Here is a 23,234-nt window from a genome sequence, read left to right on the forward strand (position 1 = left end):
GCCGACGTCCGCTCCAGCCCCTGCCGAACATTCGGGCAGGGGAGATCCGGGTGCGTGAATCCGTTCAGAACAGGTGAGAGCATTCGTGCATGTCTGCACCCGGGGCCTGCGTGGCCCTGGAGACGCATACCCCCGAAGGGGAGCAGACAGGTACGGGATGACTCCCAATCCGGCAAAGGCGCATGCAGCCCGAGACGACCGCTTGTCACAAGCGGGTCAGGCGAACCAGGTGAGACCACTGGGCATGACGAACCATCCGGGTGTGGCCTGTCGTGGCGAGATTCCGAGAGCGGCCCGCGCCTGTCGCATATGAACCCTTGAAAAGAACGGATTACATGAGCGAGACGGATCAGACCCAGCCAGCCGCTGAGCAGACTCAGCAAGAGCCGCAGGACCCGAACCAGAAGCCCAGAAAGCCCAAGCGTCGCCGCCGCAAGCCGCGTCGCTCCCAGTCCAAGTGGAACCTTGATCAGTTCCAGGTCGCGCCGGTCGCCGGTCAGTGGCGCTTCCACGATTTCGATCTGCCGCTGCCGTTGATGCGTGCCATCCAGAAGGCCGGTTTCGAATACTGCACCCCGATCCAGACCCAGACCTTCGAGAAGGCGCTGCTGGGCGGTGACGTGGTCGGGCGCGCCCAGACAGGCAGCGGCAAGACGGCTGCCTTCCTGATCGCCACGCTGGCCTACTTCCTGGAAGAGAAGGCGCCGGAAGGTCAAAAGCCGGGAGCCCCGCGTGCCGTGATCATCGCGCCGACCCGCGAGCTGGCGCTGCAGATCGAGAAGGATGCCAAGGCATTCTCCGAATTCGCGCGCATCTCCGTGGCCTGCGTGGTCGGCGGGATGGACTACCAGAAGCAGCGTGAGCGTCTCGAGCGCAAGGTCGACCTGCTGGTCGCCACGCCGGGCCGCCTGCTGGACTTCCATACCAAGCGCGATGTCGATCTCTCCGAGACCGAAGTGCTGGTGGTCGACGAGGCCGACCGCATGCTGTCGATGGGCTTCATCCCGGACGTCAAGCGCATCATCCGCGCCACACCGCGTGCCGAGGAGCGCCAGACACTGCTGTTCTCCGCCGAGCTGTCCTCCGACGTGCTGGGCCTGGCAGAGCAGTGGACGCATGAGGCCGCTCAGGTGGCGGTGGAGCATGAAGCCGCGGCCGCCATTCCGGCGGACAACGCGGGCGTGCAGGCCTACACCGTCAGCGACGACGACAAGCTGCGTCTGCTGGTCAAGCTTGTCGAGCAGGACGCGCTGGAGCGCGTGGTGGTATTCGGCAATACCCGTGCGCTGGTGCGTCGCATCGATGCCGCTCTGCGTGAGGCAGGCATCGAGGTGGCGCTGATGTCGGGTGCCGAGACCCAGACGGCACGTCTCGAGGCGCAGGAAGCCTTCCGCAACGGCAAGCTCAAGGTGCTGGTGGTCAGTGACGTGGCCGGGCGGGGACTGCCGCTGGAAGATGCCACCCATGCCATCAACTTCACGCTGCCGGAGGTGCCGGAAGATTACGTGCATCGTGCCAGCTTCAGTGACGTGAGCCTGATCAGCTTCATCGGCGAGGAGGATGTGTTCTCCCTGCCGGAGATCGAGGAGTACATCCAGGAAACGCTGCCCCGCGAGCAACCGCCACAGGGCATGCTGTGACGCGGGGGTGATACCCCGCTCATGCTGGCTGTCTGGCCTGGATGACCGATGCCACTCATCAGGGCATGGCTCGGCAGCGCAGTCAGAAGAAAGTAAGCGCAAGACGGCGAACAGCTCAGGCTGTTCGCCGTCTTGCGCTAGGGCGCCGCACGGCGGTCAGCTCGGCACAAGGAGAGACACGCAATGCTGGAAGACAGTCTCAAGGGCGAGATCCAGACCGCCTATCGCAAGCTGCTTGAGGGGCTTGAGCTGACGCCGCGCTATGGGCAGCGGCTGATGATCGCCGAGATTGCACGCACCCTGGGCAATATCGAGCAGAATCCGGAGGGGTATCGCCTCGGCAACGAGCACGTCTGCGTGCTGGAGGCCGGTACCGGTACCGGCAAGACGCTCGCCTACCTGCTCTCCGCGCTGCCGGTGGCCAAGGCACGCGGCAAGCGGCTGGTGGTCTCCACCGCGACCATCGCGTTGCAGGAGCAGGTCATGCATCAGGACCTGCCGGCGCTCAAGAAGCATTCGGGGCTGACCTTCGACTATGCGCTGGCCAAGGGGCGGCGGCGCTATCTGTGCGTGCAGAAGCTGGATCAGGCGTTGGAAGGCGTCGAGGACAACCCGACCATGGCGCTGTTCGAGCGCGACATGATCGCCAGCGATGGTGGCAGCTTCGTGGAGCTGGCCGGCAAGATGGCCGAGGACTATGCCAGCGGCGAGTGGGCAGGGGACCGCGACAGCTGGCCGCTGCAGGTCGAGGATCGCGACTGGGCGCGGCTGACCACGGACCACCGCCAGTGCACCAATCGCCGCTGCAGCCACTTCTCGGCGTGCGCCTTCTTCCGTGCCCGCCGTCAGCTGGAGCAGGCCGACATCATCGTCGCCAACCATGATCTGGTGCTGGCGGATCTCTCGCTGGGCGGCGGGCTGGTGCTGCCCTCGCCCAGTGACTGCATCTACGTCTTCGATGAGGCGCATCACCTGCCGGACAAGGCGCTGGACCACTTCCACCACCGCACGCCGATCAATCAGACGCTGCGCTGGCTGGGCAATCTCAAGAAGTCGCTCACCGAGCTGAACGCGGCGCTGGGCAGTCAGCCGACCATCGGGCGCCTGCTGGCGCGCATGCCGGAGTTGCTGGCCGACATCGAGCCGCGGCTGGGCGAGGTGTTCGGGTTGGGCCACCAGCTGGCTGACCTGCCGGAGGGGGCGGGCGATGATGCCACCAATCATCGTTTCGAGCGCGGCCAGGCACCGGAGGCGCTCAAGGAGCTGGGGCACAATCTGCTCAAGGGCTTCGCGGAGCTGTCACGGGCGCTGGAGCAGATCGCCGATATCCTGCGCGAGAGTCTGGACCCGGAGAAGGCAACAGGCCTGCCCAAGGAGAATGCCGAAGACTGGTTGCCGCTGGTGGCCCTGTTGCATGGACGTGCGCTGGAAGCCCATGCGCTGTGGGAGGCCATCGGGCTGAGCGACCCCGCGGATGGCCCGCCGCATGCGCGCTGGCTGACCTTCGAGCGCTTCAATGGCGAACCGGAGATGACCGTCTCGGCCAGCCCCGTCTCGGCGGCGGAGACCCTGGCGCGCCACCTGTGGGGGACCTGTTTCGGTGCGGTACTGACGTCCGCGACCCTGACGGCGCTCAACCGCTTCGAGCGCCTGCAGGAGCGCGCTGGTCTGGCCAATCGCTATCGCTATCAGCGACTGCCCAGCCCGTTCGATTATGGCAAGGCGGTGCTGGCCATCCCGCGCGAGGCGGTGGAGCCGTCGCCGCCCGGCCCGCATGAGCAGGCGATCGTCGATTTCGTCAATGCGCTGGATGTGCGCGAGGCGGTGCTGGTGCTGTTCAGTTCGCGCAAGCAGCTGGCGGCGGTCAACAAGGCGCTGGACAACGAGACCCGAAAGCGGGTGCTGGCCCAGAGTCGCCTGCCCAAGCACGAGCTGCTCAGTCAGCACCGCAAGGCGGTGGATGGTGGTCGCGGCAGCATCATCTTCGGTCTGGCGAGCTTCGCCGAGGGGATCGATCTGCCCGGCAAGTACCTGACCCATGTGGTGATCACGCGGCTGCCGTTCGCGGTGCCGGATGACCCGGTCGGTGCGACGCTTGCAGAGTGGATCGAGTCGCGAGGCGGCAATCCGTTCATGCGCATCGCGGTGCCCGATGTGTCCATCAAGCTGGTGCAGGCCTGCGGGCGCCTGATCCGCAAGGAGGCCGATGAGGGGCGCATCACGATTCTGGACCGGCGCATCCTGACCAAGCGTTACGGTCAGCAGCTGATCGAGGCATTGCCGCCCTTCGTGCGCGAGATTGACGGCGTACGTCAGAACTGAGCCGCAAGCCTGATCTGCAAGTACTGATCTGCAAGTGCTGATTCGCAAGTGCTGATTCGCAAGTACTGATTCGCAAGTACTGATTCGCAAGTACTGATTCGCAAGTACTGAGTGGCCACAAAAAAGCCCCGCCGATCGGCGGGGCTTTTTCTGTCTGCCTGTCCGGTGCGTATCAGGCTTCGGCGGACTGCTCGAGGCGGGCGCGCAGGGCGTCCTTGAGCTTGGTGTCCATGGTCTTGAAGGTCTCTTCGGTGGTCGCCCAGTCAATGCAGGCATCGGTGATGGAAACGCCATATTCCATCTTGCTGCGGTCGGCATTGATCTTCTGGGCGCCCCAGTTGATGTGCGACTCGACCATAAGGCCCATGATGGAGCGGTTGCCCTCGAGAATCTGCTGAGTGACGTTTTCCAGCACCAGCGGCTGCAGGCCCGGGTCCTTGTTGGAGTTGGCGTGGGAGCAGTCGACCATCAGGTTGGCGGTGACGCCGGCCTTGGCCAGTTCCTGCTCGGCCAGGGCGACACTGACGCTGTCATAGTTCGGCTTGCCGTTGCCACCCCGCAGCACGACGTGGCCGTAGGCGTTGCCGCGGGTGCGGATGATCGCGACCTGACCGGCCTGATTGATGCCCAGGAAGTTGTGGCCGTGGGAGACGGACTGCAGGGCGTTGACGGCGACATCCAGCGAGCCGTCGGTGCCGTTCTTGAAGCCGACCGGGCATGAGAGGCCAGACGCCATCTCACGGTGAGTCTGGGATTCGGTGGTGCGCGCGCCGATGGCGGACCAGCTGATGCAGTCCTGCAGGTACTGCGGGGAGATCGGGTCCAGCGCTTCAGTGGCCAGCGGCAGGCCCATCTCGGCCAGTTCGACCAGCAGGCCGCGGGCGATGTGCAGGCCTTCCTCGATCTCGAAGGAATCGTTGAGGTGCGGGTCGTTGATCAATCCCTTCCAGCCGACCGTGGTGCGCGGCTTCTCGAAGTAGACGCGCATCACGATGTAGAGGCTGTCCTTGACCTCTTCCGCGAGCACCTTCAGGCGGCGAGCATAGTCGCGGGCGGCGTCCAGGTCATGGATGGAGCAGGGGCCGACCACCACCAGCAGGCGCGGATCCTCGCCGTCCAGAATGCGCTGGATGGTGCGACGGCCTTCGATGACGGTCTGCTCGGCCTTGTCGGTCAGCGGGATGTCCTGCTTGAGCGCCTGCGGAGTGATCAGTACATCCTGGGACAGGACGTTGAGGTTGTTGACGTGCTGTTCTGACATGACGGTGTCCTGAGCGTTGTTCGGTCCGCAATCGTGAGCGCAGATCCTGGCAGAGGCTGTCCCCCTGCCGTGAGTGGAGTCGTGAATGGCTCCATGGTATCTGCTGCTTTGACGCTTGTCAGCGGCTTTGGCGCAATATAAATCACCTGTCAAGGTAAATGGAGGGATCAGGAGCGAGTGTCATGCCTGGCAATGAGTCAGTCGTAAAGTAATCGTTACACTTGAGCGAGTCAGCGTCGCCAAACACGGTCATCTCAGGCGTAGGCATGGAAAACCTGTGGCTTTGGCCACCACGTGTCTTGCCGTGCAAATGATAAACAGGAACACTGTGCGTTGATTTTGGTCGCCCGAACGGGTGCAAGGTAGCCAGTGTGCTGTTCGAATTGCGCGACTCATCCATGAGCATGAATGTCAAAGGGGCCGGATTCCATATGCGCGAGTCGCAATTTCCATCAGGTACTGATGCCCCGGGGACGTCTTTGCGAGTCGTCTCTAGCGGTGCCTCCACTCCCGCGGAGGGAGCGAGTGAATGAGTGTCAATGAGACAGATCAGCAGCTGGTCGAGCGCGCCCAGAAAGGGGATAACCGCGCCTTCGATCTGCTGGTCAACAAGTATCAACACAAGATTCTCGGCCTGATCAGCCGTTATGTGCATGATCACGCCGAAGTCCAGGATGTCGCCCAGGAAGCTTTCATCAAGGCCTATCGCGCCTTGCCCAATTTCCGGGCGGAGAGCGCCTTCTATACCTGGATGTATCGCATCGCCATCAATACCGCCAAGAATCATCTGGTCTCGCGGGGGCGGCGTCCCCCGGGGACGGATCTGGACATCGGGGATGCCGAGGTGCTGGATCAGTCCGGACGTCTGGCGGATGTCGAGACACCGGAAGCGGCCATGGCGCGTGACGAGCTGGAGAAGGTGGTGTTCGATGCCATCGAGAAATTGCCGGAAGACCTGCGCACCGCCATCACGCTGCGCGAGTTCGACGGTCTGTCCTATGAGGATATCGCCGAGGTGATGCAGTGCCCGGTGGGGACCGTTCGCTCACGCATCTTCCGTGCTCGCGAATCGGTGGACAAGGCCATCCAGGGGCTGCTCAGTCCTGCTGCAGCTGGGGCGGTAGCTGACTGAGAGGGGCACTGTTGAGGACGGCGTCTGGCGGTCGAGCAGGACCCGACAGGCAGGTATCTGTCTCCGATGGTCTACATCCTTGTCTGTCGAGAAAACTCATCAAAAACAATGGCTTGTTCAGATAGTGCATGAAAAGTGAATGTTTTCTGAATGAATCGCGGAACGAACTGGCGCGCGCGTGATCATAGTGTGCAGATTGCCGGTTCGTTCAGTCGGGCCGCCAAGAGTCATGCAGCGAGCCAGTCGTGTCATGACGCCATTCGTTGTCTGAAATGCAGGTTGTGCCCCGTGATGGCCTGTCGAGTGTGAGGGTATTTACGCATGAATCTTAAGACCACCGAATCCGTGAAGGAGTCGCTGTCCGCGCTGATGGATGCGGAGGGTGACGAGCTGGATCTGCGACGTGTCCTCAAGGGGCTCGACGAATCGCCTGAGGCGGCAGACACCTGGCGTCGCTATCATCTTGCGCGCAGCGTCATGCACCGCGAGCGCGAGAGCAGCTTCACCATGGATATCTCGGCGGCCGTGAGTGCCGAGGTCGAGATGATCTCTCGTGAAGCGCCGGTTGCCGAACCCGTGGCCGAGCGCCGCAGCCTCTTCTCCTTCGCAGGCTCTGCCGCGATCGCGGCGGGTGTCGCGGTGATGGTGATCACCGGTGTGCAGGTCTTCAATGGCACTGACACTGGCGTGCCGAGTCTCAACGGCTCAGGCGCGGAGCTGGCCAGCGGGGCTTCAGGCCTGCAGGGTGGCGCGGTGCATCAGGTCAGCCAGCCGTCCGTGAATGCCGAGGCTTCCCAGTGGGCACAACCGAGTGCTGCAGGCGGCCTGATGCAGGTCGGTGTGACGGCTTCTCCGTCGCGTCCCATGTTCATGGCCCCGCAGAATGGCGGTTATGAATCCGGCATGTCGTCCAGCAACGTCGCGGCGGCGGATCTTGCCCAGCGTCGACTGCTTGAAGCGTACCTGAGCAAGTCGTCCGAGCGCGGCCCCGTGCCGGAGCGCAGCGAATGGATCAGTCTGCAGGATGTCGCCCAGTAACCTTCGCTGGATGACTGGCCTGCGATGGCGTCGTTGCCAGGGTAGGTGAAAGCAGCAAGGGTCGACAGGAAAAGAGGGGCAGCCATTGGCTGCCCCTCTTTTTGCGTCTGCATATTCTGGTTGCGCCCGCATATCCTGGTCGCGCCCGCATATTCTGGTTGCGCCCGCATATCCTGGTCGCGTTCGGCCAGCGCCGTCACCTGGCGGTGTGGCCACTCTCCGCCTCAGTCATGTAGATAGCGATCTGCCGTCTGGATGTAGAGCGCCTCGACCTTGGCGCGTGCCCAGGGCGTGCGTCGCAGGAACTTGAGGCTGGAGTTGATGCTGGGGTCACTCAGGAAGCAATTGATGGGGATCAGTTCGCCCAGCGTCTCGAATCCGTAATGGTCGACCAGCCAGGTCAGCAACGCCTTGAGGGTGACCCCGTGCAGGGGGTCGAGACGCGAGGTGGAGGGTGGCGGTGCTTCGCTCATGAGAGTTCCTGTGCGGACATGGGTGTCATCTCGGTCGACCGGGATGAGGGGCAATGGCGGCGGGGTGAGGTGAAGCGTCCCCCTGAAAGGCGTTATTCTACCCATATGTGCTGCCGGCAGGTGGCGAGATTTCAGGAGTCGGCAAGATGATGCAGGAAGAAGGGCAGGTCACCGGTCATGGCAGGGAAGGGGTGTGGGTCGAGACCCAGCGCCGCTCCACCTGTGGAGCCTGCAAGGCTCGCAGCAGTTGCGGGAGCGGGCTGTTGAGCCAGTTCTCGCGCCGCAAGGCACACCGTGTGCTGATTCATGTGCCGCTTGGCGAGGCGTGGCCGATGGTCGGCGAACGGGTCGTGATCGGTATCGACGAATCCGCCTTCCTGCGCAGTGCGGGACTGCTGTATGGCCTGCCGCTGATGAGTGGCATGCTCGGCGGTATCGTGGCCGAGCAGCTGGCAGGCGCAGGGGCTCTGGTGGTGCCGCTGGGCTTTGCGCTCTCGCTGGCGGCGGGGCTGGGCGTGGTGCGCTGGCATGCCGCGCGTCCTGAGCAGCAGGCGCTGTATCGTCCCCGCCTGCTGCGTCGCCTGGGAGTGGACTCGCTGGCCATCAAGGCCGTCTGACGGCTCTTGTGCTCGGCTGACAGCTGCTCGTGCGCGTGAGCGGCAGTGGTCGACCCTCGCCCGTCCCCGAGAATGCCTGCTGCATGTCGTCTGTCGCTTTCATGCGACCTGATGTTGCGTCGAGCGCGGTATCATTCGCTGAACTTCAACGCCGTCTTGGCGTCAATGAATGGGACGTCGCCATGGTCGTGATGTGCGACGTCAGCATGCTGGATGGCAAGTGACAGCGTGCCTCATAACAAGTGACAGGACGTACCAGGAGTCGCATCGATGAAATCGCTTTCTCGCCTGATGGCGCCCGCGTTGGCCATGGCTGCCCTGATGGGTGCCCAGATGGCCCAGGCGCGTGAACTTCCCGATTTTACCCAGCTGGTCAAGGATTCGGCGCCTGCCGTGGTCAACATCGCGACCACCACCGAGATCAAACGTACCTCGGGCCCGGTGTTCCGTGGCCCGGATGGCCAGGAGATGCCGGAGTTCTTCAAGCACTTCTTCGGTGATCAGTTCCCCGGTCAGGGGCGTGGGGGGATCGAGAAGCGCTCCAGCCTCGGTTCCGGCTTCATCATCTCTGACGATGGCTACATCATGACCAACGCCCACGTCGTGGATGGTGCCGACGAGGTGATGGTGCGCCTGAATGACCGTCGAGAGCTGAAGGCTCAGGTGGTCGGCGAGGACAAGAAGACCGATATCGCGCTGCTAAAGGTCAAGGCGGATGATCTGCCCACTCTGCCGATGGGCGACAGTGACGCCCTGGAAGTCGGTCAGTGGGTGGCGGCCATCGGCTCGCCGTTCGGCTTCGATCACTCCGTCACGGCGGGGATCGTCAGTGCCATCGATCGCACGCTGCCCTCGGATGCCTATGTGCCCTTCATCCAGACGGATGTCGCGATCAACCCGGGCAACTCCGGGGGGCCGCTGTTTGATCTCGAGGGAGACGTGGTCGGAATCAACTCCCAGATCTACACCCGCTCCGGTGGCTTCATGGGAGTGAGCTTCGCGATTCCCATCAATGTGGCGATGGATGTGGCCGACAAGCTCAAGACCGATGGTCGCGTCGATCGTGGCTGGCTGGGGGTCGTCATCCAGCCGGTGTCCAAGGATCTGGCCGAATCCTTCGGGCTGGACCGGGCACGTGGCGCGCTGATCGCCGATCTTGACCCGGATGGCCCGGCCGCAGCGTCCGGCCTCAAGGCGGGCGACATCATCATGGCGGTCGATGGCGATGAGGTGGAAACCTCCGCCAACCTGCCGCGCATGGTCGGTGCCAGCTCGCCGGGGGATTCGCTCAAGCTTTCCATCCTGCGAGATGGCAAGCGTCAGACCCTGCAGGCCAAGGTAGGGCACTGGCCGGGCAGCGATCAGGACAAGATTGCCGCTGCCAGCAATGACAAGCAGGGTCTGGGCATTGCCGTGACCGAGCTTGGCAAGGCGGCGCTGGCGGAAATGAATCTCGACAATGGCGTCAAGGTGTTGGAGGTCGACCCACAGGGCGTGGCGGCAGAGGCGGGCATCACTGCCGGCGATGTGCTGGTCGAGCTCAATCAGCAGCCGTTGACCAGCGTGCAGTCGCTGCGTGACGTGGTGGCCAAGCTGCCGGCGGATCGCCCGGTCTCGCTGCGCCTGGTGCGCAACGGTCGCCCGCTGTACATCGCTCTGCGCATGCGCGATGAATGACGCGGACGCCAGCAAGGGAGGCGAGTGACGACGGGGCGCACGGGCGACTGTGCGCCCCGTCTGCATTCAGGGGCGAGCCCCTTCTCGCGGGGCTCGCAAGCATGAGGATTGCCCTGTGACTGCCGTTCGAACGGCTGGGTGAGAGAGGTGCAAAAGGTAACGCCTTCTATCATCGCCTCAAGTCGGACTGTACAATGCGTGCAATTCGATTTCCGTCGTCTCCCGTGTTGGCCGTGTGATTTCACGGAGACGGGCACAAATACAGAGCAGTGATCCATGACCGAACGCGTAACGCCGCCGTCCTTGAAGCATATCCGCAACTTCTCAATCATCGCCCACATCGACCACGGCAAGTCCACGCTGGCTGACCGCATCATTCAGCTGTGCGAAGGCTTGAGTGACCGTGAGCTCAAGGAGCAGGTGCTTGACTCGATGGACATCGAGCGTGAGCGCGGCATCACCATCAAGGCTCAGTCGGTGACCCTCGACTACCACGCCGATGATGGCAATACCTATCAGCTGAACTTCATCGATACCCCGGGCCACGTCGACTTCTCCTATGAAGTCTCGCGCTCGCTGTATGCCTGTGAAGGGGCGCTGCTGGTGGTGGATGCCGGTCAGGGCGTCGAAGCCCAGTCGGTGGCCAACTGCTACACCGCCATCGAGCAGGGCCTCGAGGTGCTGCCGGTCCTCAACAAGATGGATCTGCCGCAGGCGGACCCGGAGAAGGTCTCCCAGGAGATCGAGGAGATCATCGGTCTGGACGCGACGGATGCCTGTCAGGTGTCGGCCAAGTCCGGCATGGGCATGGAAGCGCTGCTCGAGCGTCTGGTGCGTGACATTCCGCCGCCCAAGGGCGATCCGGAAGCGCCGCTGCAGGCGTTGATCATCGACTCCTGGTTCGACAACTACCTCGGCGTCGTCTCGCTGGTACGTATCTTCGACGGCACCCTGAAGAAGGGTGAGAAGATCCGCCTGAAGTCCACCGGCCGCGACTGGGAAACCGGCGCGATCGGTATCTTCACGCCCAAGCGCAAGGAAACCGGTGTGCTGCGTGCCGGCGAGGTGGGCTTCATCGTCGCCGGCATCAAGGACATCATGGGCGCGCCGGTGGGTGACACCATCGTGCACACCAAGACGGCCGACAAGGTCGAGCGTCTGCCGGGCTTCCAGAAGGTCAAGCCGCAGGTTTACGCCGGCATGTTCCCGATCAGCTCCGATGACTACGAGGACTTCCGTGACGCGCTGCAGAAACTGGCGCTCAACGATGCCTCGCTGGATTACGAGCCGGAGAACTCCGACGCACTGGGCTTCGGCTTCCGCGTCGGCTTCCTGGGCACCTTGCACATGGAGATCATCCAGGAGCGTCTGGAGCGCGAGTACAATCTCGACCTGCTGACGACTGCGCCGACGGTGATCTACGAGGTGCTGATGGACAACGGCGAAGTGCTGCCGGTGTCCAACCCCTCGAAGCTTCCGGACATGGCCAACGTCGATGAACTGCGTGAGCCGATCTGCCGCGCCACCATCCTCGTGCCACAGGAATACGTCGGCAACGTCATCACCGAGTGCGTCAATCGTCGCGGCGTCCAGCTCGACATGCAGTTCCTGGGCAGCCAGATCCAGCTGGTCTACGAGCTGCCGATGGCCGAGGTCGTGATGGACTTCTTCGATCGCCTCAAGTCCATCTCCAAGGGCTATGCCTCTCTGGATTACAGCTTCGAGCGTTTCGAGGCGGCCAAGCTGGTACGTCTGGACGTGCTGATCAATGGCGATCGCGTCGATGCGCTGGCGGCCATCATCCACCGCGACCATGCTCACGGCCGTGGCCGACTGCTGGTCGAGAAGATGAAGGAACTGATCCCGCGTCAGATGTTCGACGTGGCGATCCAGGCGGCCGTCGGAGGTCAGGTCGTGGCACGCTCCACCGTGAAGGCGCTGCGCAAGAACGTGACCGCCAAGTGCTACGGCGGCGACGTCAGCCGCAAGAAGAAGCTGCTCGAGAAGCAGAAAGCGGGCAAGAAGCGCATGAAGCAGGTCGGCCGGGTGGAAATTCCCCAGGACGCCTTCCTTGCCGTGCTCAAGATGAACGACTGATGCAGGCCGCCGGCTGGCGGCCTGCCCCAAGACCCAGGGCAGACAGGGATGACGATGGATTTCTCGCTAGTATTGGTGATTGCCGTAGCGGTAGCCGGCGTGGTGTGGCTGATAGATCTGATTGCCCTGCGCGGTGCGCGCAAGGCGCGTCTGGCCAAGGCCGAGGCATCCGTCGAAGGGGAGCTGGACAGTGGTACGCGTGAGAAGCTGACGCGGGACCCGTGGCTGGTGGACTATGCCAAGTCGTTCTTTCCGGTACTGTTGCTGGTGCTGGTGGTGCGCTCATTCGCCTATGAGCCGTTCCAGATTCCCTCCGGCTCGATGCTGCCGACGCTCAAGATCGGCGACTTCATCCTGGTCAACAAGTATGACTATGGCCTGCGCCTGCCGGTGGTCGACACCAAGGTGCTGGAGGTCGGCGAGCCCGAGCGTGGTGACGTGATGGTGTTCCGTTTCCCGGAGGACCCGTCCACCAACTTCATCAAGCGCGTCGTCGGTCTGCCCGGTGACACCATTCGCTATGAGGGCAAGCAGCTCTACGTGAATGGCCAAGCGGTCAGCAAGACGCTCAATGCGCGCAACGTCAGTGAGCAGCCCGGCGAGAGTCTGCTGGATGAGACACTGGGGAAACACGCCCATCAAATCTACAATAACCCTCAGGACCCCGGCCCGCAGATGCGCGAGATCCGAGTGCCTGAAGGCCAGTACTTCGTGATGGGTGACAACCGCGACCATTCCAACGACAGCCGCTACTGGGGCTTCGTGCCGGAAGAGAACATCGTCGGCAAGGCGGTCGCGGTGTGGATGCACTGGAAGGACGGATTCCCGGACTTTTCCTCGGTACGCCTGATTCATTGATCAGTGCATTGACCGGGCCGCCGAGAGGCGGCCCGGTCGTGTCTGGCAGCGCCGCCCGCGGCGTGCCAGTACCGCAAGGACGGATCTTTCGACATGGGACGATGCGTCGTGCCTGCCATGTCAACCTGCTGTTCATCATGTCGGACCCGAGGCCACGAGCCTGCGGGCAGCGCGGCTGACGAATATCGGATTGGGATGGTGGCGATCGGCAACTCCTCAAGCCGTGTAGGCTTCGGGCATCGCGAAGCATGTCGATGACGACAGGCATCAGCCGTCAAGACTGATGCACCATTCGACAGGACGCCTGCGGGCGTCAGCGACAAAAAGAGAGTAGGGAGACCTGTGAGTAGCCCGCTGAATGCCTTTGTAAAGCGTATCGGCCACACCTTCGAGGATGCCAGTCTGTTGGAACTGGCATTGACCCATCGAAGCTATGGTGGCCAGAACAATGAGCGGCTCGAGTTTCTTGGCGATTCCATCGTCAACTTCGTGATCGCCGAAGCGCTGTTCCTGCGCTTCCCCCAGGCCCGTGAGGGCCAGCTGTCACGCCTGCGTGCGCGTCTGGTCAAGGGCCAGACCCTGGCGGAGCTTGCCCGTGAGTTCAAGCTGGGCGAGAACCTGCGCCTGGGCTCCGGCGAGATGAAGAGCGGCGGTCATCGTCGCGAATCCATCCTGGCCGATGCCGTGGAAGCCGTGATCGGTGCCATCTATCTGGATGCTGGCATGCAGGTCGTGCGTGAACACGTGCTGCGCTGGTACGACAGCCGTCTTGAGGCGTTGAACCTTCAGGACACCCAGAAAGATCCCAAGACACGTCTGCAGGAATTCCTGCAATCGCGTCAGGCGGCCCTGCCGCGCTATGAGGTGACCAGCGTCGAAGGCGAAGCGCATTCGCAGACCTTCAGCGTCGATTGCCACGTCGAGATGATCGACACCAAGACCACAGGCGTCGGCTCCAGCCGTCGCCATGCTGAACAGCAGGCGGCCGAGTTCGCGCTGCAACTGCTCGAACCTGCCCGCGGAGGCCGCTCATGAGCCATACCCCAGAAGACAACGTCACCCCGAGCGGCGACGCCCCTGATGCCTCTATCGAGACGCACACCGGCAACGCCGATGCCCTCGAGGGCATGCTGGCGGCCGCCGGTGTCAGCGATCAGCCGCTGCCGGATACCCGCTGTGGCTTCGTCGCCATCGTCGGGCGCCCCAATGTCGGCAAGTCGACGCTGATGAACCACATCCTGGGACAGAAGGTCTCGATCACCTCGCGTCGTCCGCAGACCACACGTCACCAGGTGATGGGCATCCACACCGAGGACGGCACCCAGTGCGTCTTCGTCGATACCCCGGGGATCCACATCATGCAGCGCGATCGCAACAAGGCGATCAACCGCTTCATGAACCAGACCGCCACCCAGGCGCTGCGCGATGTGGACGCCGTGGTGTTCATCGTCGACCGCACCCGCTGGATGGAAGAAGACCAGATCGTGCTCGAGAAGCTGGCCCACGTGAAGGCGCCGGTGATTCTCGTCGTCAACAAGATCGACTGGCTGAAGGACAAGACCACTCTGGCCCCTTGGCTCCAGAGTCTGCAGGAGCGTCGTGACTTCGCGGCCATCATCCCGATGTCGGCCAAGAATGGCACCAACATCGACCTGCTGCTCGAGAACGTGATGGGGCGTCTGCCGCACGGCGAGCACATGTTCGCGGATGATCAGATCACCAACAAGAGCTCACGCTTCCTGGCCTCCGAGCTGGTGCGCGAGAAGGTGATGCGTCAGCTGGGTGACGAACTGCCGTACCAGATGACCGTCGAGATCGAGGAATTCAAGACCGATCAGCGCGGTACGCTGCACATCAGCGCGCTGATGATGGTCGAGCGTCAGGGCCAGAAGAAGATCCTGATCGGCGAGAATGGCGAGCGCATCAAGAACATCGGTCGCGAAGCGCGTCTCGAGATGGAGCGTGCCTTCGATGCCAAGGTGATGCTCAACCTGTGGGTCAAGGTCAAGCGTGGCTGGTCGGATGACGAGCGCGCCCTGAAAAGCCTGGGTTACACCCACGACAAGGACTGATGCTCCCCGCCCCCGTGGCGCGGCAGGCAAGACGACTGCCGCGCCACGGGTGGCCTCATCAGCCGAGCATCGCCTGATGCTCGGCGTTCGCCTCTGCCGGATGCCATCTTCCCTGTCCGCAAGCCCTCTCTGTCGTGAGCCTGTCCGATGACGCCGCAACCGGCCTTCCTGCTGCATCGCAAGCCTTATCGTGAAACCAGTGCCATCATCGAGTTGCTGACCCTCGAGCATGGTCGGGTGCGCGCGGTGGCACGCGGTGTCCAGCGTCCGGGCAGCAAGTCGCGGGCGCGACTGCAGCCGTTCACTCCCCTGCACGTCACCTGGCGCGGGGAAAGCGATCTCAAGACGCTCAACCTGATGGAGACCGGCGGCAGCGCCAGTCTGCTGGCGGGGGAAGGGCTTCTGTGTGGCTTCTATGCCAATGAGCTATTGACGCGCACCTTGCCGGTGGAAATGCCGGTACCGGAGCTGTTCGCCCTCTATTCGCTGACCCTGGATGACGTGGCGCTGCCTGCTCGTCGCGCCCCGGCACTCAGGCGACTGGAATACACCCTGCTGGAAGCCCTTGAGCAATTGCCGCAGTTTCGTACGCTGGAGGATGCCCCTCTGATGCCCGACGTGCGCTACGACTATGTCGCCAGCGAGCGGCGTTTTCGCGCCCAACCCGAGGGGGCAGCAGGTATCGAGGGGCGTGCCTTGAAGCTGCTGGCCAGTGAGGACTGGGGGCACGCCGGCCTGTCGCGCGAGAGTCTATGGCTGGCGCGGCGCGCCCTGGCGCCATTGCTGGGAGAGCGTCCGCTGCGCTCGCGTGAACTGATGCGTCAGCTGACCGCCCGGCGACGTGAAAGTCGTCAGACAGGATGATGCGGGCCTTGCCTGCAGGTCGTATCCTGTCGTCATGCAAGCTGTCTTCGTCATGGCACCTGTTGCCATGCCTATTTTCCATCTCCATCGCTAGGAGCTGATCATGCACCCGCTGCGTATCCTGCTCGGGGTCAATATTGACCACATCGCCACTCTGCGCCAGGCGCGTGGCACCCGTTATCCGGACCCGGTCCAGGCCGCGCTGGTCGCGGAGGAAGCCGGCGCCGATGGCATCACCGTGCACCTGCGTGAAGACCGTCGCCATATCCAGGAGCGCGACGTGCGTCTTCTGGCCGAGGTGCTCAATACGCGCATGAATCTCGAGATGGCCGTCAGTGACGAGATGCTGGCGCTGGCCGAGGAAGTGCGTCCGGCCAATGTCTGCCTGGTGCCGGAGAAGCGCGAGGAACTGACCACCGAGGGTGGTCTGGATGTCGCCGGGGATCTGGAACGCATTCGCGCGGCCTGTGAGCGTCTCGCGACGGCGGGCTGTGAAGTCTCGCTGTTCATCGACCCGGAGCCTGAGCAGATTCGGGCCGCCTTCGAGGCCGGGGCGCCAGTCGTCGAGCTTCACACCGGTGCCTACGCGGATGCCAGCGGTGAAGCGGCGCGTGTCGAATTCGAGCGCATCGCGGCCGCAGCCGAGCTCGCCAACGAGCTGGGTCTGATCGTCAATGCCGGGCATGGTCTCAACTATCACAACGTCGAGGCCATCGCGGGCATCTCGGGGCTGAACGAGCTGAATATCGGTCACGCGATCATCGCGCGCGCCATGTTCGTCGGCCTCAAGGAGGCCGTCATCGAGATGAAGCGCCTGTGCATCGCAGGCCAGGAAGCGGGGCTGATGGCAGCGCTGGATGCGCACGACCATGACCATGAGCACGATGAGGATCATGAGCACGTGCAAGGGTCAGGCTGCTGCGGATGATCGTCGGGATAGGCACGGACATCGCGCGAATCGAGCGTTTCGAGGCCGGCATGGCACGTCACGGAGAGCGCTTCGCTCGGCGTCTGCTCGGAGCGCAGGAGCTGGCACGCTTCGCGGATCACCCCCAGCCGGCGGCTTTTCTGGCCAAGCGTTTCGCGGCCAAGGAAGCCTTCGTCAAGGCGCTGGGCACCGGATTGCGCCAGGGCATGCGTTTCACCCAGATCCAGGTGGTGAACGATGCGTTGGGCAAGCCGTCCTTCGTGCTATCAGATGAGGCGGAAGCGCTGACTGCACGTGCCGGGATTCGTCATCTGCATCTGTCGATCAGTGATGAGCGTGATCAGGCCATCGCCTTCGTGGTGCTGGAGCGCTGAGCATCCGCTGACCGCTGACCGCTGACCGCTGACCGCTGACAAGTGCTGGACATGACAACGCCACCCTCGCCTCGCGGCCAGGGTGGCGTTGTCGTTGTCGGCAGTGGGATGGTGAGGAGGGGGCGGAAAAGGCAAGAGAAAAAGGGGTGGCGAAGAGCGGATGCCGTCATCAGTGCTCTCGACCAGCGCTCTCGCTCAGCGCTCGCGGTCCGAGGCGTCGGGGCGAGACTCTGCCAGGAGCGAGGTGGCTTCCTCGCTCTGTGCCCACTGGGCAAGGCTTGCGATGGCATCGAACAGCGCGGCGACATCGTCCTCCAGCTGATCCAGACCACTGACGCGCAGGCGTGTCTCCAGCGCCTCGACCAGCAGTGCCAGGCGCGGCACGCCACAGTAGCGGCAGGCGCCATTCAGATAGTGCACCCCATCGAGCATGGCCTCGCCATCCTGTACCGCCCAGGCCCTGCGGATGGTGACCTCACTCTCCGGCAGGCTCTTGATCAGCAGTCCCAGCATCTCCAGGGCCAGCGCCTTGCGCCCGCCGGCCATCTCGATGCCCAGTGCCATGTCGACGATGGGCAGTTCGCCATCCTGCTCGCTCAGTCCCTCGAACGCGGCGGGCATGGGAGGTGTACCCTCGGGGCGCTTGCCACGCTCGATACTGCTCGCGTCAGTGGCACTGGAGAGGGGGGAGAAGGCGGGGGCCGTGTCGTGTGGCGGGGTCTTCGGCACGCTGAGCGTGATGCCAAGGTGACGGCTCAGCATGTTGGCCAGCAGGTGCTCGTCGACCGGCTTGATGAGGTAGTCATCCATGCCCTCGGCCAGCAGTTCCCGGCGCTCGTGTGCCAGGGCGTGCGCGGTCAACGCGATGACGGGAAGGTGCTCATGGCGCATGCGCTGTTGATGGCGCAGAGCCTTGGTGGCTTCCAGGCCGTTCATGCCCGGCATCTGGATATCCATCAGTACCGCATCCACCGGCTGCTGCTGGGCCAGGGCCAACGCTTCCTCGCCACTCTGGGCGGCCAGGGTATCCAAGCCCATGTCAGTGAGCAGTTCCTCGGCCAGCAGGCGATTGGAGGGGTTGTCATCGACGACCATCACGCACTTGCGCGTCATGTTCGGCGTCTCCGCAGGTGTGGCCGCCTGAGGCAGCCCGTCAGGCATGGGGGAGGCAGGCGACGCCTCGGGGGCCCGCGGCGATGCCGGCGAGCGCTCCGGGAGCGGAGCGGAAAGATCAGGCGTCAGCCGCCCGGCCGTGGTGCCATCCTCCAGCGGCGTGAACGCCGGCAGCTCCTGAAGGCGTGGTGTGTCGCGCCGCGGTGAATGCAGCAGGTTGGCCAGTTTGTGGCGCATCTGCAGGCGTGTGACCGGCTTGCTGAGCAGTTCGTCGATCCCGTATTGCTGGAGGTCCTCGATATTGGCCGGCAGTGGTGCATTCAGCAGACACAGCACGCGACATGGCAGGTGCTTGAGGCGCTGACTCCATTCCTCCAGCCGCTTCAGGTCACGGCTTTCCAGGGCGACTACCACGAGATCAGGCTGCTCCTCGATGCCGACGAGGTCCAGCGACCAGCGCGAGAGCAGGTAGCTCAGGGCGCGGCGCGTGGCCGGGTGTGGCTCGATGAGACAGATGCGCTGATGATCGAAGACGATCTCGCGCGGGCGCTCCTCGATGCTGCTGACGGCCACCGGCACGCTGAACAGGAAGGTGGAGCCATGTCCGGGCAGGCTTTCGACCTGGATCTCGCCACCCATCTGTTCCACCAGGCGTTTCGAGATCATCAGGCCCAGGCCGGTGCCGCCGAACTGGCGGGCGCGGGACGGGTCACCCTGGGAGAAGGCCTGGAACAGGCGGTTGCGTTGCGCACTGTCCATGCCGATGCCGGTATCGGCCACCGCAATCTTCAGGCGGGTACTGCTGCCGGAAAGGTCATCCACCATCACGCGGACGATGACTTCGCCCTGCTCGGTGAACTTGACCGCATTGGCCACCAGATTGGTGACTACCTGCTTGATGCGCAGCGGGTCACCCTCGAAGCGTTGTGGCACGTCATCGTAGACCAGCCCCAGCAGGTGCAGATGCTTGCGATGCGCCTCCGGGGCGTGCATCGCCAGCACTTCCTCGATGAGCGGCTCGATGTCCATCTGGACCTTCTCGAGCTCGAGCTTGCCGGCCTCGATCTTGGAGAAGTCCAGGATGTCATTGATCAATGACATCAGCGAGGAGGAGGCGTTCTGCATGTGGCCCAGCCAGTCGCGCTGGCGGTTGTCCAGGTCACTGCGCCCCAGCAGGTTGCTGAAGCCGATGATGCCATTGAGCGGCGTGCGGATCTCATGGCTCATGTTGGCGAGGAATTCCGACTTGATGCGGTTGGCTTCCAGCGCCTTGCGGCGGGCCATGTCCAGTTCGATGTTCTTGATCTCGACGGTTTCCATCGATTCGTGCAGGTCACGCGTCGTCTGGTCGATCTGGTCCTGCATGTCTTCCCGCGCGCGCTTGAGCTGCTCGACGCTGAGATTGTAGTGCTCGGCCAGCTCGCTCATGTCGTCATTCCCCTGCACCGGCAGACGCTGGTGAGTCTCGCCGCGCGCGAGGCGGGTCATGGCTTCGCCGAGGTCATGGAAGGGCTGCAGCATGCGACGTGAGGCATGGTAGGCGAACAGCAGCAGTGCCAGTCCGAAGACCAGATTGGCCAGCCCATAGCCGACCAGCAGCTGATAGCGGTGCAGCACGATACGGGTATCGGAGGCCTCGAGAATCAGCCAGGAGATGCGGTCTCCGCGTCGTGCCTCCCGCCATGGGTCGATCACCGGTGTCACCAGCACCAGCGCGTCGGGGGCTTGCGGGTAGGCGTCGCTTTCCAGCAGCGAGCTTGTCTGTGGACGTTGGCTCGGCCCCATGTGAAGCAGGGTGCCACCCTCGGGGGTGCGCAGCGTCAACCCTCGCACGTCGCGTTGATCGATGAGCATCTGTGCCAGTTCATGCAGACGCTGGTCGTCGGCTTCCAGGGCGGCATTGGCAAGCCCGGGCATGATCGCCTGCACACTGGCCTGCAGACGCTGCATCATGGCGGTGCGTTCACGACTGATCTCACGATCCACCACATAGAGGCTGAACAGCAGGCTCGTGGCAAGCGGCAGCAGAAGCAACGCGAGCTGAAAGCGGGTTCTAAGCAGCATGGCAGTCCATCGCGACGGGGCAGCGAGCCAGAGACTCGGATGCCGCAGGAAGAGGAAAACAGGGTTGCAGCGCCGCACCATTCGGAGGTGACGTGTCCGAGGGCCTGCGTGCAAGGCCCGCACAGCCGCCAGCGACGAGCGGCGTGCGAAAGCCAGGCTCAAGCATACCTTCCAGACTGCAGTGATGCGATGGTTCGCGCCCTGACAGGGAGGTGGCGGGAGCGATATACTGCGCACATCTTCTACACCCCCGACGTGGCCCCGATTGTCTCAGGTCTCGATGCTGCCTCCTGACGGTCAGCATCGGAGTATCCGGGCGCGTCCTTGGAGTCTGCCCCTCATGTCTCATGTCAGTGACCCCGCGGATCTTGCCGCGACTGAATTCCCCAGTCTTGCCGATGTCGTCGGCAATACGCCGTTGGTACGCCTGACGCGTATCACCGCCGGTCGCAACAACGTCTTGCTGGCCAAGCTGGAAGGCCACAATCCCGCGGGTTCCGTGAAGGATCGTCCGGCGCTTTCGATGTTCAATGAAGCCGAGGCTCGCGGCGAGATCCAGCCCGGTGACACCCTGGTGGAAGCCACCTCCGGCAACACCGGCATCGCGCTGGCGATGGTCGCGGCCATCAAGGGCTACCGCATGGTGCTGGTGATGCCCTCCACTGCCTCCAGCGAGCGCAAGCAGGCCATGGGCGCGTATGGCGCGACGCTGATCGAGGCAGACAACATGGAGCACGCGCGGGACATCGCCGATGGGATGATCGCGCGTGGCGAGGGCAAGGCCCTTGATCAGTTCGCCAATCAGGACAATCCCCTGGCGCACTACCGCACCACCGGACCGGAGCTCTGGCAACAGACTCAGGGACGCATCACGCATTTCGTCTCCTCCATGGGCACGACCGGCACCATCATGGGCACCTCGCGCTATCTCAAGGAGCAGAATCCCGCCATCGAGATCGTGGGACTGCAACCGGCGGACGGCGCCAGCATCGCCGGCATCCGTCGTTGGCCCGAGGCCTATCTGCCACGCATCTTCGATGCCTCGCGCATCGACCGCACCCTGGATATCGCTCAGCGGGACGCCGAAGTCTGCATGCGCCGTCTGGCGCGTGAGGAAGGCATTCTGGCGGGCGTGTCCTCCGGCGGCGCCCTGGCAGGGGCGCTCACGGTGGCGGAGCAGGTCGAGAACGCGGTGATCGTATTCATCGTCTGTGACCGTGGCGACCGCTATCTGTCGACCGGCCTCTACACCCACGGAGATGACCTCTGATGGCACTGCTCGGACAGAAACGCCCAGCGCGCAAACCGACGCGTCGTGAGAAGGAAGTGGCCAGTCGCGAGACGCGCAACGTCAGTGATGCCGACAGCCAATGGCTGACGGTGGAACGTCTGGCGCATGATGGGCGAGGCGTCGCGCATGACGAGAACGGCAAGACCCAGTTCATCGACCAGGCCTTGCCCGGTGAGCGGGTCACGCTGGCCATCCACCGAACTCACAAGCGCTTCAACGAGGCGCATGTGCGCTCGCGGGACAATGCTGCCGAGAGTCGCGTGACGCCGCCGTGTGCGCACTTCGGCACCTGTGGTGGTTGTGATCTCCAGCACATGGCATTGCCGGCCCAGCGCACCCACAAGGTGCAGGTGCTCAGTGAGCATGCACAGCGCAATGGCGTGGCGCTGGCGGATATCCAGCCACTGGGCGAGGACGAGCATCGTTATCGTCGGCGTGCACGCCTCGGGGTGCGCGTCACGGACAGCGGCGAGATCCAGCTGGGCTTCCGCGGCCGTGGCAGCAATCAGCTGGTGGATATCCAGAGCTGCAGCGTGCTGGTGCCGGCGCTGGATCGACTGATCACGCCGCTGCGCGAGCTGATCAATACGCTGGAAGCGCCCAAGCGTCTGGGGCATCTGGAGCTGACGGCCGCGGATGACCAAGTCATCCTGGTGATTCGACAGCTCAAGGCCGTGCCGCGTGATGCCGAGCGCTGGCAGGCCTTTGCCGAACAGCATGGGCTGGTGGTCGGCTGGCGAGTCGGGCGTGATCCGGTGGTGCTGGAATGGCTGGCCGGCACGCCGGACGCCGCCTACTCCGTGCGCGTCGGCGAGCGGACACTGCGTCTCGCCTTCTCGCCGGGTGACTTCGTGCAGGTCAATGCCGCGCTCAATCAGCGCCTGGTGGATACGGCGCTGGACTGGCTGGGCGACGTCAGTGGCCTTGCGGTCATGGACCTCTATGCCGGAGTCGGCAATCTCACGCTGGCCGTGGCGGCAGCGGGGGCCGCGAAGGTAACCGGCATCGAAGGCAGCCAGGGCATGGTGGATCAGCTGATCGCCAATGCCGAGCACAACGCGCTGCCTCAGGTGAGTGCTCGACGCGCCGACCTCAGTCGTGCGCTGCCATCACTCGAGGGTATCGACCTTCTGGTACTGGACCCGCCGCGCGATGGCGCTCAGCCTCTATGCGATGAGCTGGCACGTCACCTGCATGCCGGGAAGGTCTCCCATGCACCCGCACGGGTGCTGTACATCGCCTGTGACCCGACCACGTTGATGCGTGACGTGAAGATGCTCACCGACGCCGGCTATCGTGTCACGCGTGCGCTGATGGCGGACATGTTCGTTCACACGGCACATCTGGAATCGATGCTGCTGCTGGAGCGGATGGAAGACTGAGACGGCGCCCTCGGGCGCTGTCATCAAGATG

At 63.6% G+C, this 23,234-nt stretch carries 18 protein-coding genes; 15 read left to right on the forward strand and 3 right to left on the reverse strand.

The window, feature by feature from the left end; all coding sequences use genetic code 11:
- The first annotated feature begins 335 nt into the window (after positions 1–335).
- Together HXS65_RS01695 and dinG are read left to right on the forward strand one after the other, a co-directional pair.
- The gene (locus HXS65_RS01695) at positions 336–1,640 is read left to right on the forward strand and encodes a DEAD/DEAH box helicase (RefSeq protein ID WP_084209121.1); all 1,305 of its coding nucleotides are present in this window, start codon (positions 336–338) and stop codon (positions 1,638–1,640) included.
- A gap of 183 nt (positions 1,641–1,823) precedes the next feature.
- The gene (gene dinG, locus HXS65_RS01700) at positions 1,824–3,962 is read left to right on the forward strand and encodes an ATP-dependent DNA helicase DinG (RefSeq protein ID WP_176492958.1); all 2,139 of its coding nucleotides are present in this window, start codon (positions 1,824–1,826) and stop codon (positions 3,960–3,962) included.
- A gap of 172 nt (positions 3,963–4,134) precedes the next feature.
- Here the strand turns inward: dinG and HXS65_RS01705 are convergent, their stop codons facing one another.
- Positions 4,135–5,223 carry a 3-deoxy-7-phosphoheptulonate synthase gene (locus tag HXS65_RS01705; protein WP_077372149.1) on the reverse strand — a complete coding sequence of 363 codons (1,089 nt, stop codon included), beginning with the start codon at positions 5,221–5,223 and terminating at the stop codon, positions 4,135–4,137.
- A 529-nt stretch (positions 5,224–5,752) separates the two neighbouring features.
- Between HXS65_RS01705 and rpoE the strand changes: the two genes are divergently transcribed.
- Together rpoE and HXS65_RS01715 are read left to right on the forward strand one after the other, a co-directional pair.
- Positions 5,753–6,355 carry an RNA polymerase sigma factor RpoE gene (gene rpoE, locus HXS65_RS01710; protein WP_077372152.1) on the forward strand — a complete coding sequence of 201 codons (603 nt, stop codon included), beginning with the start codon at positions 5,753–5,755 and terminating at the stop codon, positions 6,353–6,355.
- A 321-nt stretch (positions 6,356–6,676) separates the two neighbouring features.
- Entirely contained in the window at positions 6,677–7,393 is a 717-nt protein-coding gene (locus tag HXS65_RS01715) for a sigma-E factor negative regulatory protein (protein ID WP_084209119.1), read from the forward strand.
- A gap of 224 nt (positions 7,394–7,617) precedes the next feature.
- Here HXS65_RS01715 and HXS65_RS01720 read toward each other — a convergent pair whose 3' ends face one another.
- The gene (locus HXS65_RS01720; RefSeq protein WP_084209118.1) at positions 7,618–7,866 is read right to left on the reverse strand and encodes a VF530 family DNA-binding protein; all 249 of its coding nucleotides are present in this window, start codon (positions 7,864–7,866) and stop codon (positions 7,618–7,620) included.
- Between the two features lie 146 nt (positions 7,867–8,012).
- Between HXS65_RS01720 and HXS65_RS01725 the strand changes: the two genes are divergently transcribed.
- The 9 genes from HXS65_RS01725 (at position 8,013) to acpS (ending at position 17,353) form a co-directional block, all read left to right on the forward strand.
- The gene (locus HXS65_RS01725) at positions 8,013–8,483 is read left to right on the forward strand and encodes a SoxR reducing system RseC family protein (RefSeq protein WP_077372161.1); all 471 of its coding nucleotides are present in this window, start codon (positions 8,013–8,015) and stop codon (positions 8,481–8,483) included.
- A 270-nt stretch (positions 8,484–8,753) separates the two neighbouring features.
- Entirely contained in the window at positions 8,754–10,160 is a 1,407-nt protein-coding gene (locus HXS65_RS01730; RefSeq protein WP_136938248.1) for a DegQ family serine endoprotease, read from the forward strand.
- Between the two features lie 276 nt (positions 10,161–10,436).
- The gene (lepA, locus tag HXS65_RS01735) at positions 10,437–12,257 is read left to right on the forward strand and encodes a translation elongation factor 4 (protein ID WP_084209117.1); all 1,821 of its coding nucleotides are present in this window, start codon (positions 10,437–10,439) and stop codon (positions 12,255–12,257) included.
- A gap of 54 nt (positions 12,258–12,311) precedes the next feature.
- Complete coding sequence (gene lepB / locus HXS65_RS01740) at positions 12,312–13,115, forward strand: signal peptidase I (protein WP_077372167.1); 804 nt, start codon at positions 12,312–12,314, stop codon at positions 13,113–13,115.
- 342 nt (positions 13,116–13,457) lie between these two features.
- Complete coding sequence (gene rnc, locus HXS65_RS01745; protein WP_077372170.1) at positions 13,458–14,150, forward strand: ribonuclease III; 693 nt, start codon at positions 13,458–13,460, stop codon at positions 14,148–14,150.
- A 92-nt stretch (positions 14,151–14,242) separates the two neighbouring features.
- A complete protein-coding gene (gene era / locus HXS65_RS01750; RefSeq protein WP_077373161.1) occupies positions 14,243–15,187 on the forward strand; it encodes a GTPase Era in 945 nt (314 codons plus the stop codon).
- Between the two features lie 147 nt (positions 15,188–15,334).
- Positions 15,335–16,051 carry a DNA repair protein RecO gene (gene recO / locus HXS65_RS01755; RefSeq protein ID WP_077372173.1) on the forward strand — a complete coding sequence of 239 codons (717 nt, stop codon included), beginning with the start codon at positions 15,335–15,337 and terminating at the stop codon, positions 16,049–16,051.
- A 103-nt stretch (positions 16,052–16,154) separates the two neighbouring features.
- Positions 16,155–16,979, forward strand: a complete 825-nt coding sequence (gene pdxJ, locus HXS65_RS01760) for a pyridoxine 5'-phosphate synthase (protein ID WP_176492960.1) — start codon at positions 16,155–16,157, stop codon at positions 16,977–16,979.
- Entirely contained in the window at positions 16,976–17,353 is a 378-nt protein-coding gene (gene acpS / locus HXS65_RS01765) for a holo-ACP synthase (RefSeq protein ID WP_077372179.1), read from the forward strand. Before pdxJ ends, acpS begins: the two co-directional genes overlap by 4 nt.
- A 195-nt stretch (positions 17,354–17,548) precedes the next feature.
- Here the strand turns inward: acpS and HXS65_RS01770 are convergent, their stop codons facing one another.
- Positions 17,549–20,530: a response regulator gene (locus HXS65_RS01770; protein ID WP_176492961.1), complete on the reverse strand. Its 2,982-nt coding sequence runs from the start codon at positions 20,528–20,530 to the stop codon at positions 17,549–17,551.
- 340 nt (positions 20,531–20,870) lie between these two features.
- Here HXS65_RS01770 and cysM point away from each other — a divergent pair, with 340 nt between their 5' ends.
- The gene (cysM, locus tag HXS65_RS01775) at positions 20,871–21,800 is read left to right on the forward strand and encodes a cysteine synthase CysM (protein ID WP_077372185.1); all 930 of its coding nucleotides are present in this window, start codon (positions 20,871–20,873) and stop codon (positions 21,798–21,800) included.
- Positions 21,800–23,203 (forward strand): 23S rRNA (uracil(1939)-C(5))-methyltransferase RlmD, encoded by a 1,404-nt coding sequence (gene rlmD / locus HXS65_RS01780; RefSeq protein ID WP_176492962.1) that lies wholly within the window; start codon positions 21,800–21,802, stop codon positions 23,201–23,203. The genes cysM and rlmD overlap by 1 nt, the downstream gene beginning before the upstream one ends.
- The last annotated feature ends 31 nt before the right edge of the window (positions 23,204–23,234 follow it).

Source organism: Cobetia sp. 5-25-4-2 (genome assembly GCF_013374075.1).
Taxonomy (GTDB): Bacteria; Pseudomonadota; Gammaproteobacteria; order Pseudomonadales; family Halomonadaceae; genus Cobetia; species Cobetia marina.

Excerpts from the sequence above, each read along its gene's own strand:
- HXS65_RS01695 (WP_084209121.1), top strand. The coding sequence starts at position 336 with ATGAGCGAGACGGATCAGACCCAGCCAGCCGCTGAGCAGACTCAGCAA.
- dinG (WP_176492958.1), top strand. The coding sequence starts at position 1,824 with ATGCTGGAAGACAGTCTCAAGGGCGAGATCCAGACCGCCTATCGCAAG.
- HXS65_RS01705 (WP_077372149.1), bottom strand. The coding sequence starts at position 5,223 with ATGTCAGAACAGCACGTCAACAACCTCAACGTCCTGTCCCAGGATGTA.
- rpoE (WP_077372152.1), top strand. The coding sequence starts at position 5,753 with ATGAGTGTCAATGAGACAGATCAGCAGCTGGTCGAGCGCGCCCAGAAA.
- HXS65_RS01715 (WP_084209119.1), top strand. The coding sequence starts at position 6,677 with ATGAATCTTAAGACCACCGAATCCGTGAAGGAGTCGCTGTCCGCGCTG.
- HXS65_RS01720 (WP_084209118.1), bottom strand. The coding sequence starts at position 7,866 with ATGAGCGAAGCACCGCCACCCTCCACCTCGCGTCTCGACCCCCTGCAC.
- HXS65_RS01725 (WP_077372161.1), top strand. The coding sequence starts at position 8,013 with ATGATGCAGGAAGAAGGGCAGGTCACCGGTCATGGCAGGGAAGGGGTG.
- HXS65_RS01730 (WP_136938248.1), top strand. The coding sequence starts at position 8,754 with ATGAAATCGCTTTCTCGCCTGATGGCGCCCGCGTTGGCCATGGCTGCC.
- lepA (WP_084209117.1), top strand. The coding sequence starts at position 10,437 with ATGACCGAACGCGTAACGCCGCCGTCCTTGAAGCATATCCGCAACTTC.
- lepB (WP_077372167.1), top strand. The coding sequence starts at position 12,312 with ATGGATTTCTCGCTAGTATTGGTGATTGCCGTAGCGGTAGCCGGCGTG.
- era (WP_077373161.1), top strand. The coding sequence starts at position 14,243 with ATGCTGGCGGCCGCCGGTGTCAGCGATCAGCCGCTGCCGGATACCCGC.
- recO (WP_077372173.1), top strand. The coding sequence starts at position 15,335 with ATGACGCCGCAACCGGCCTTCCTGCTGCATCGCAAGCCTTATCGTGAA.
- pdxJ (WP_176492960.1), top strand. The coding sequence starts at position 16,155 with ATGCACCCGCTGCGTATCCTGCTCGGGGTCAATATTGACCACATCGCC.
- acpS (WP_077372179.1), top strand. The coding sequence starts at position 16,976 with ATGATCGTCGGGATAGGCACGGACATCGCGCGAATCGAGCGTTTCGAG.
- HXS65_RS01770 (WP_176492961.1), bottom strand. The coding sequence starts at position 20,530 with ATGCTGCTTAGAACCCGCTTTCAGCTCGCGTTGCTTCTGCTGCCGCTT.
- cysM (WP_077372185.1), top strand. The coding sequence starts at position 20,871 with ATGTCTCATGTCAGTGACCCCGCGGATCTTGCCGCGACTGAATTCCCC.
- rlmD (WP_176492962.1), top strand. The coding sequence starts at position 21,800 with ATGGCACTGCTCGGACAGAAACGCCCAGCGCGCAAACCGACGCGTCGT.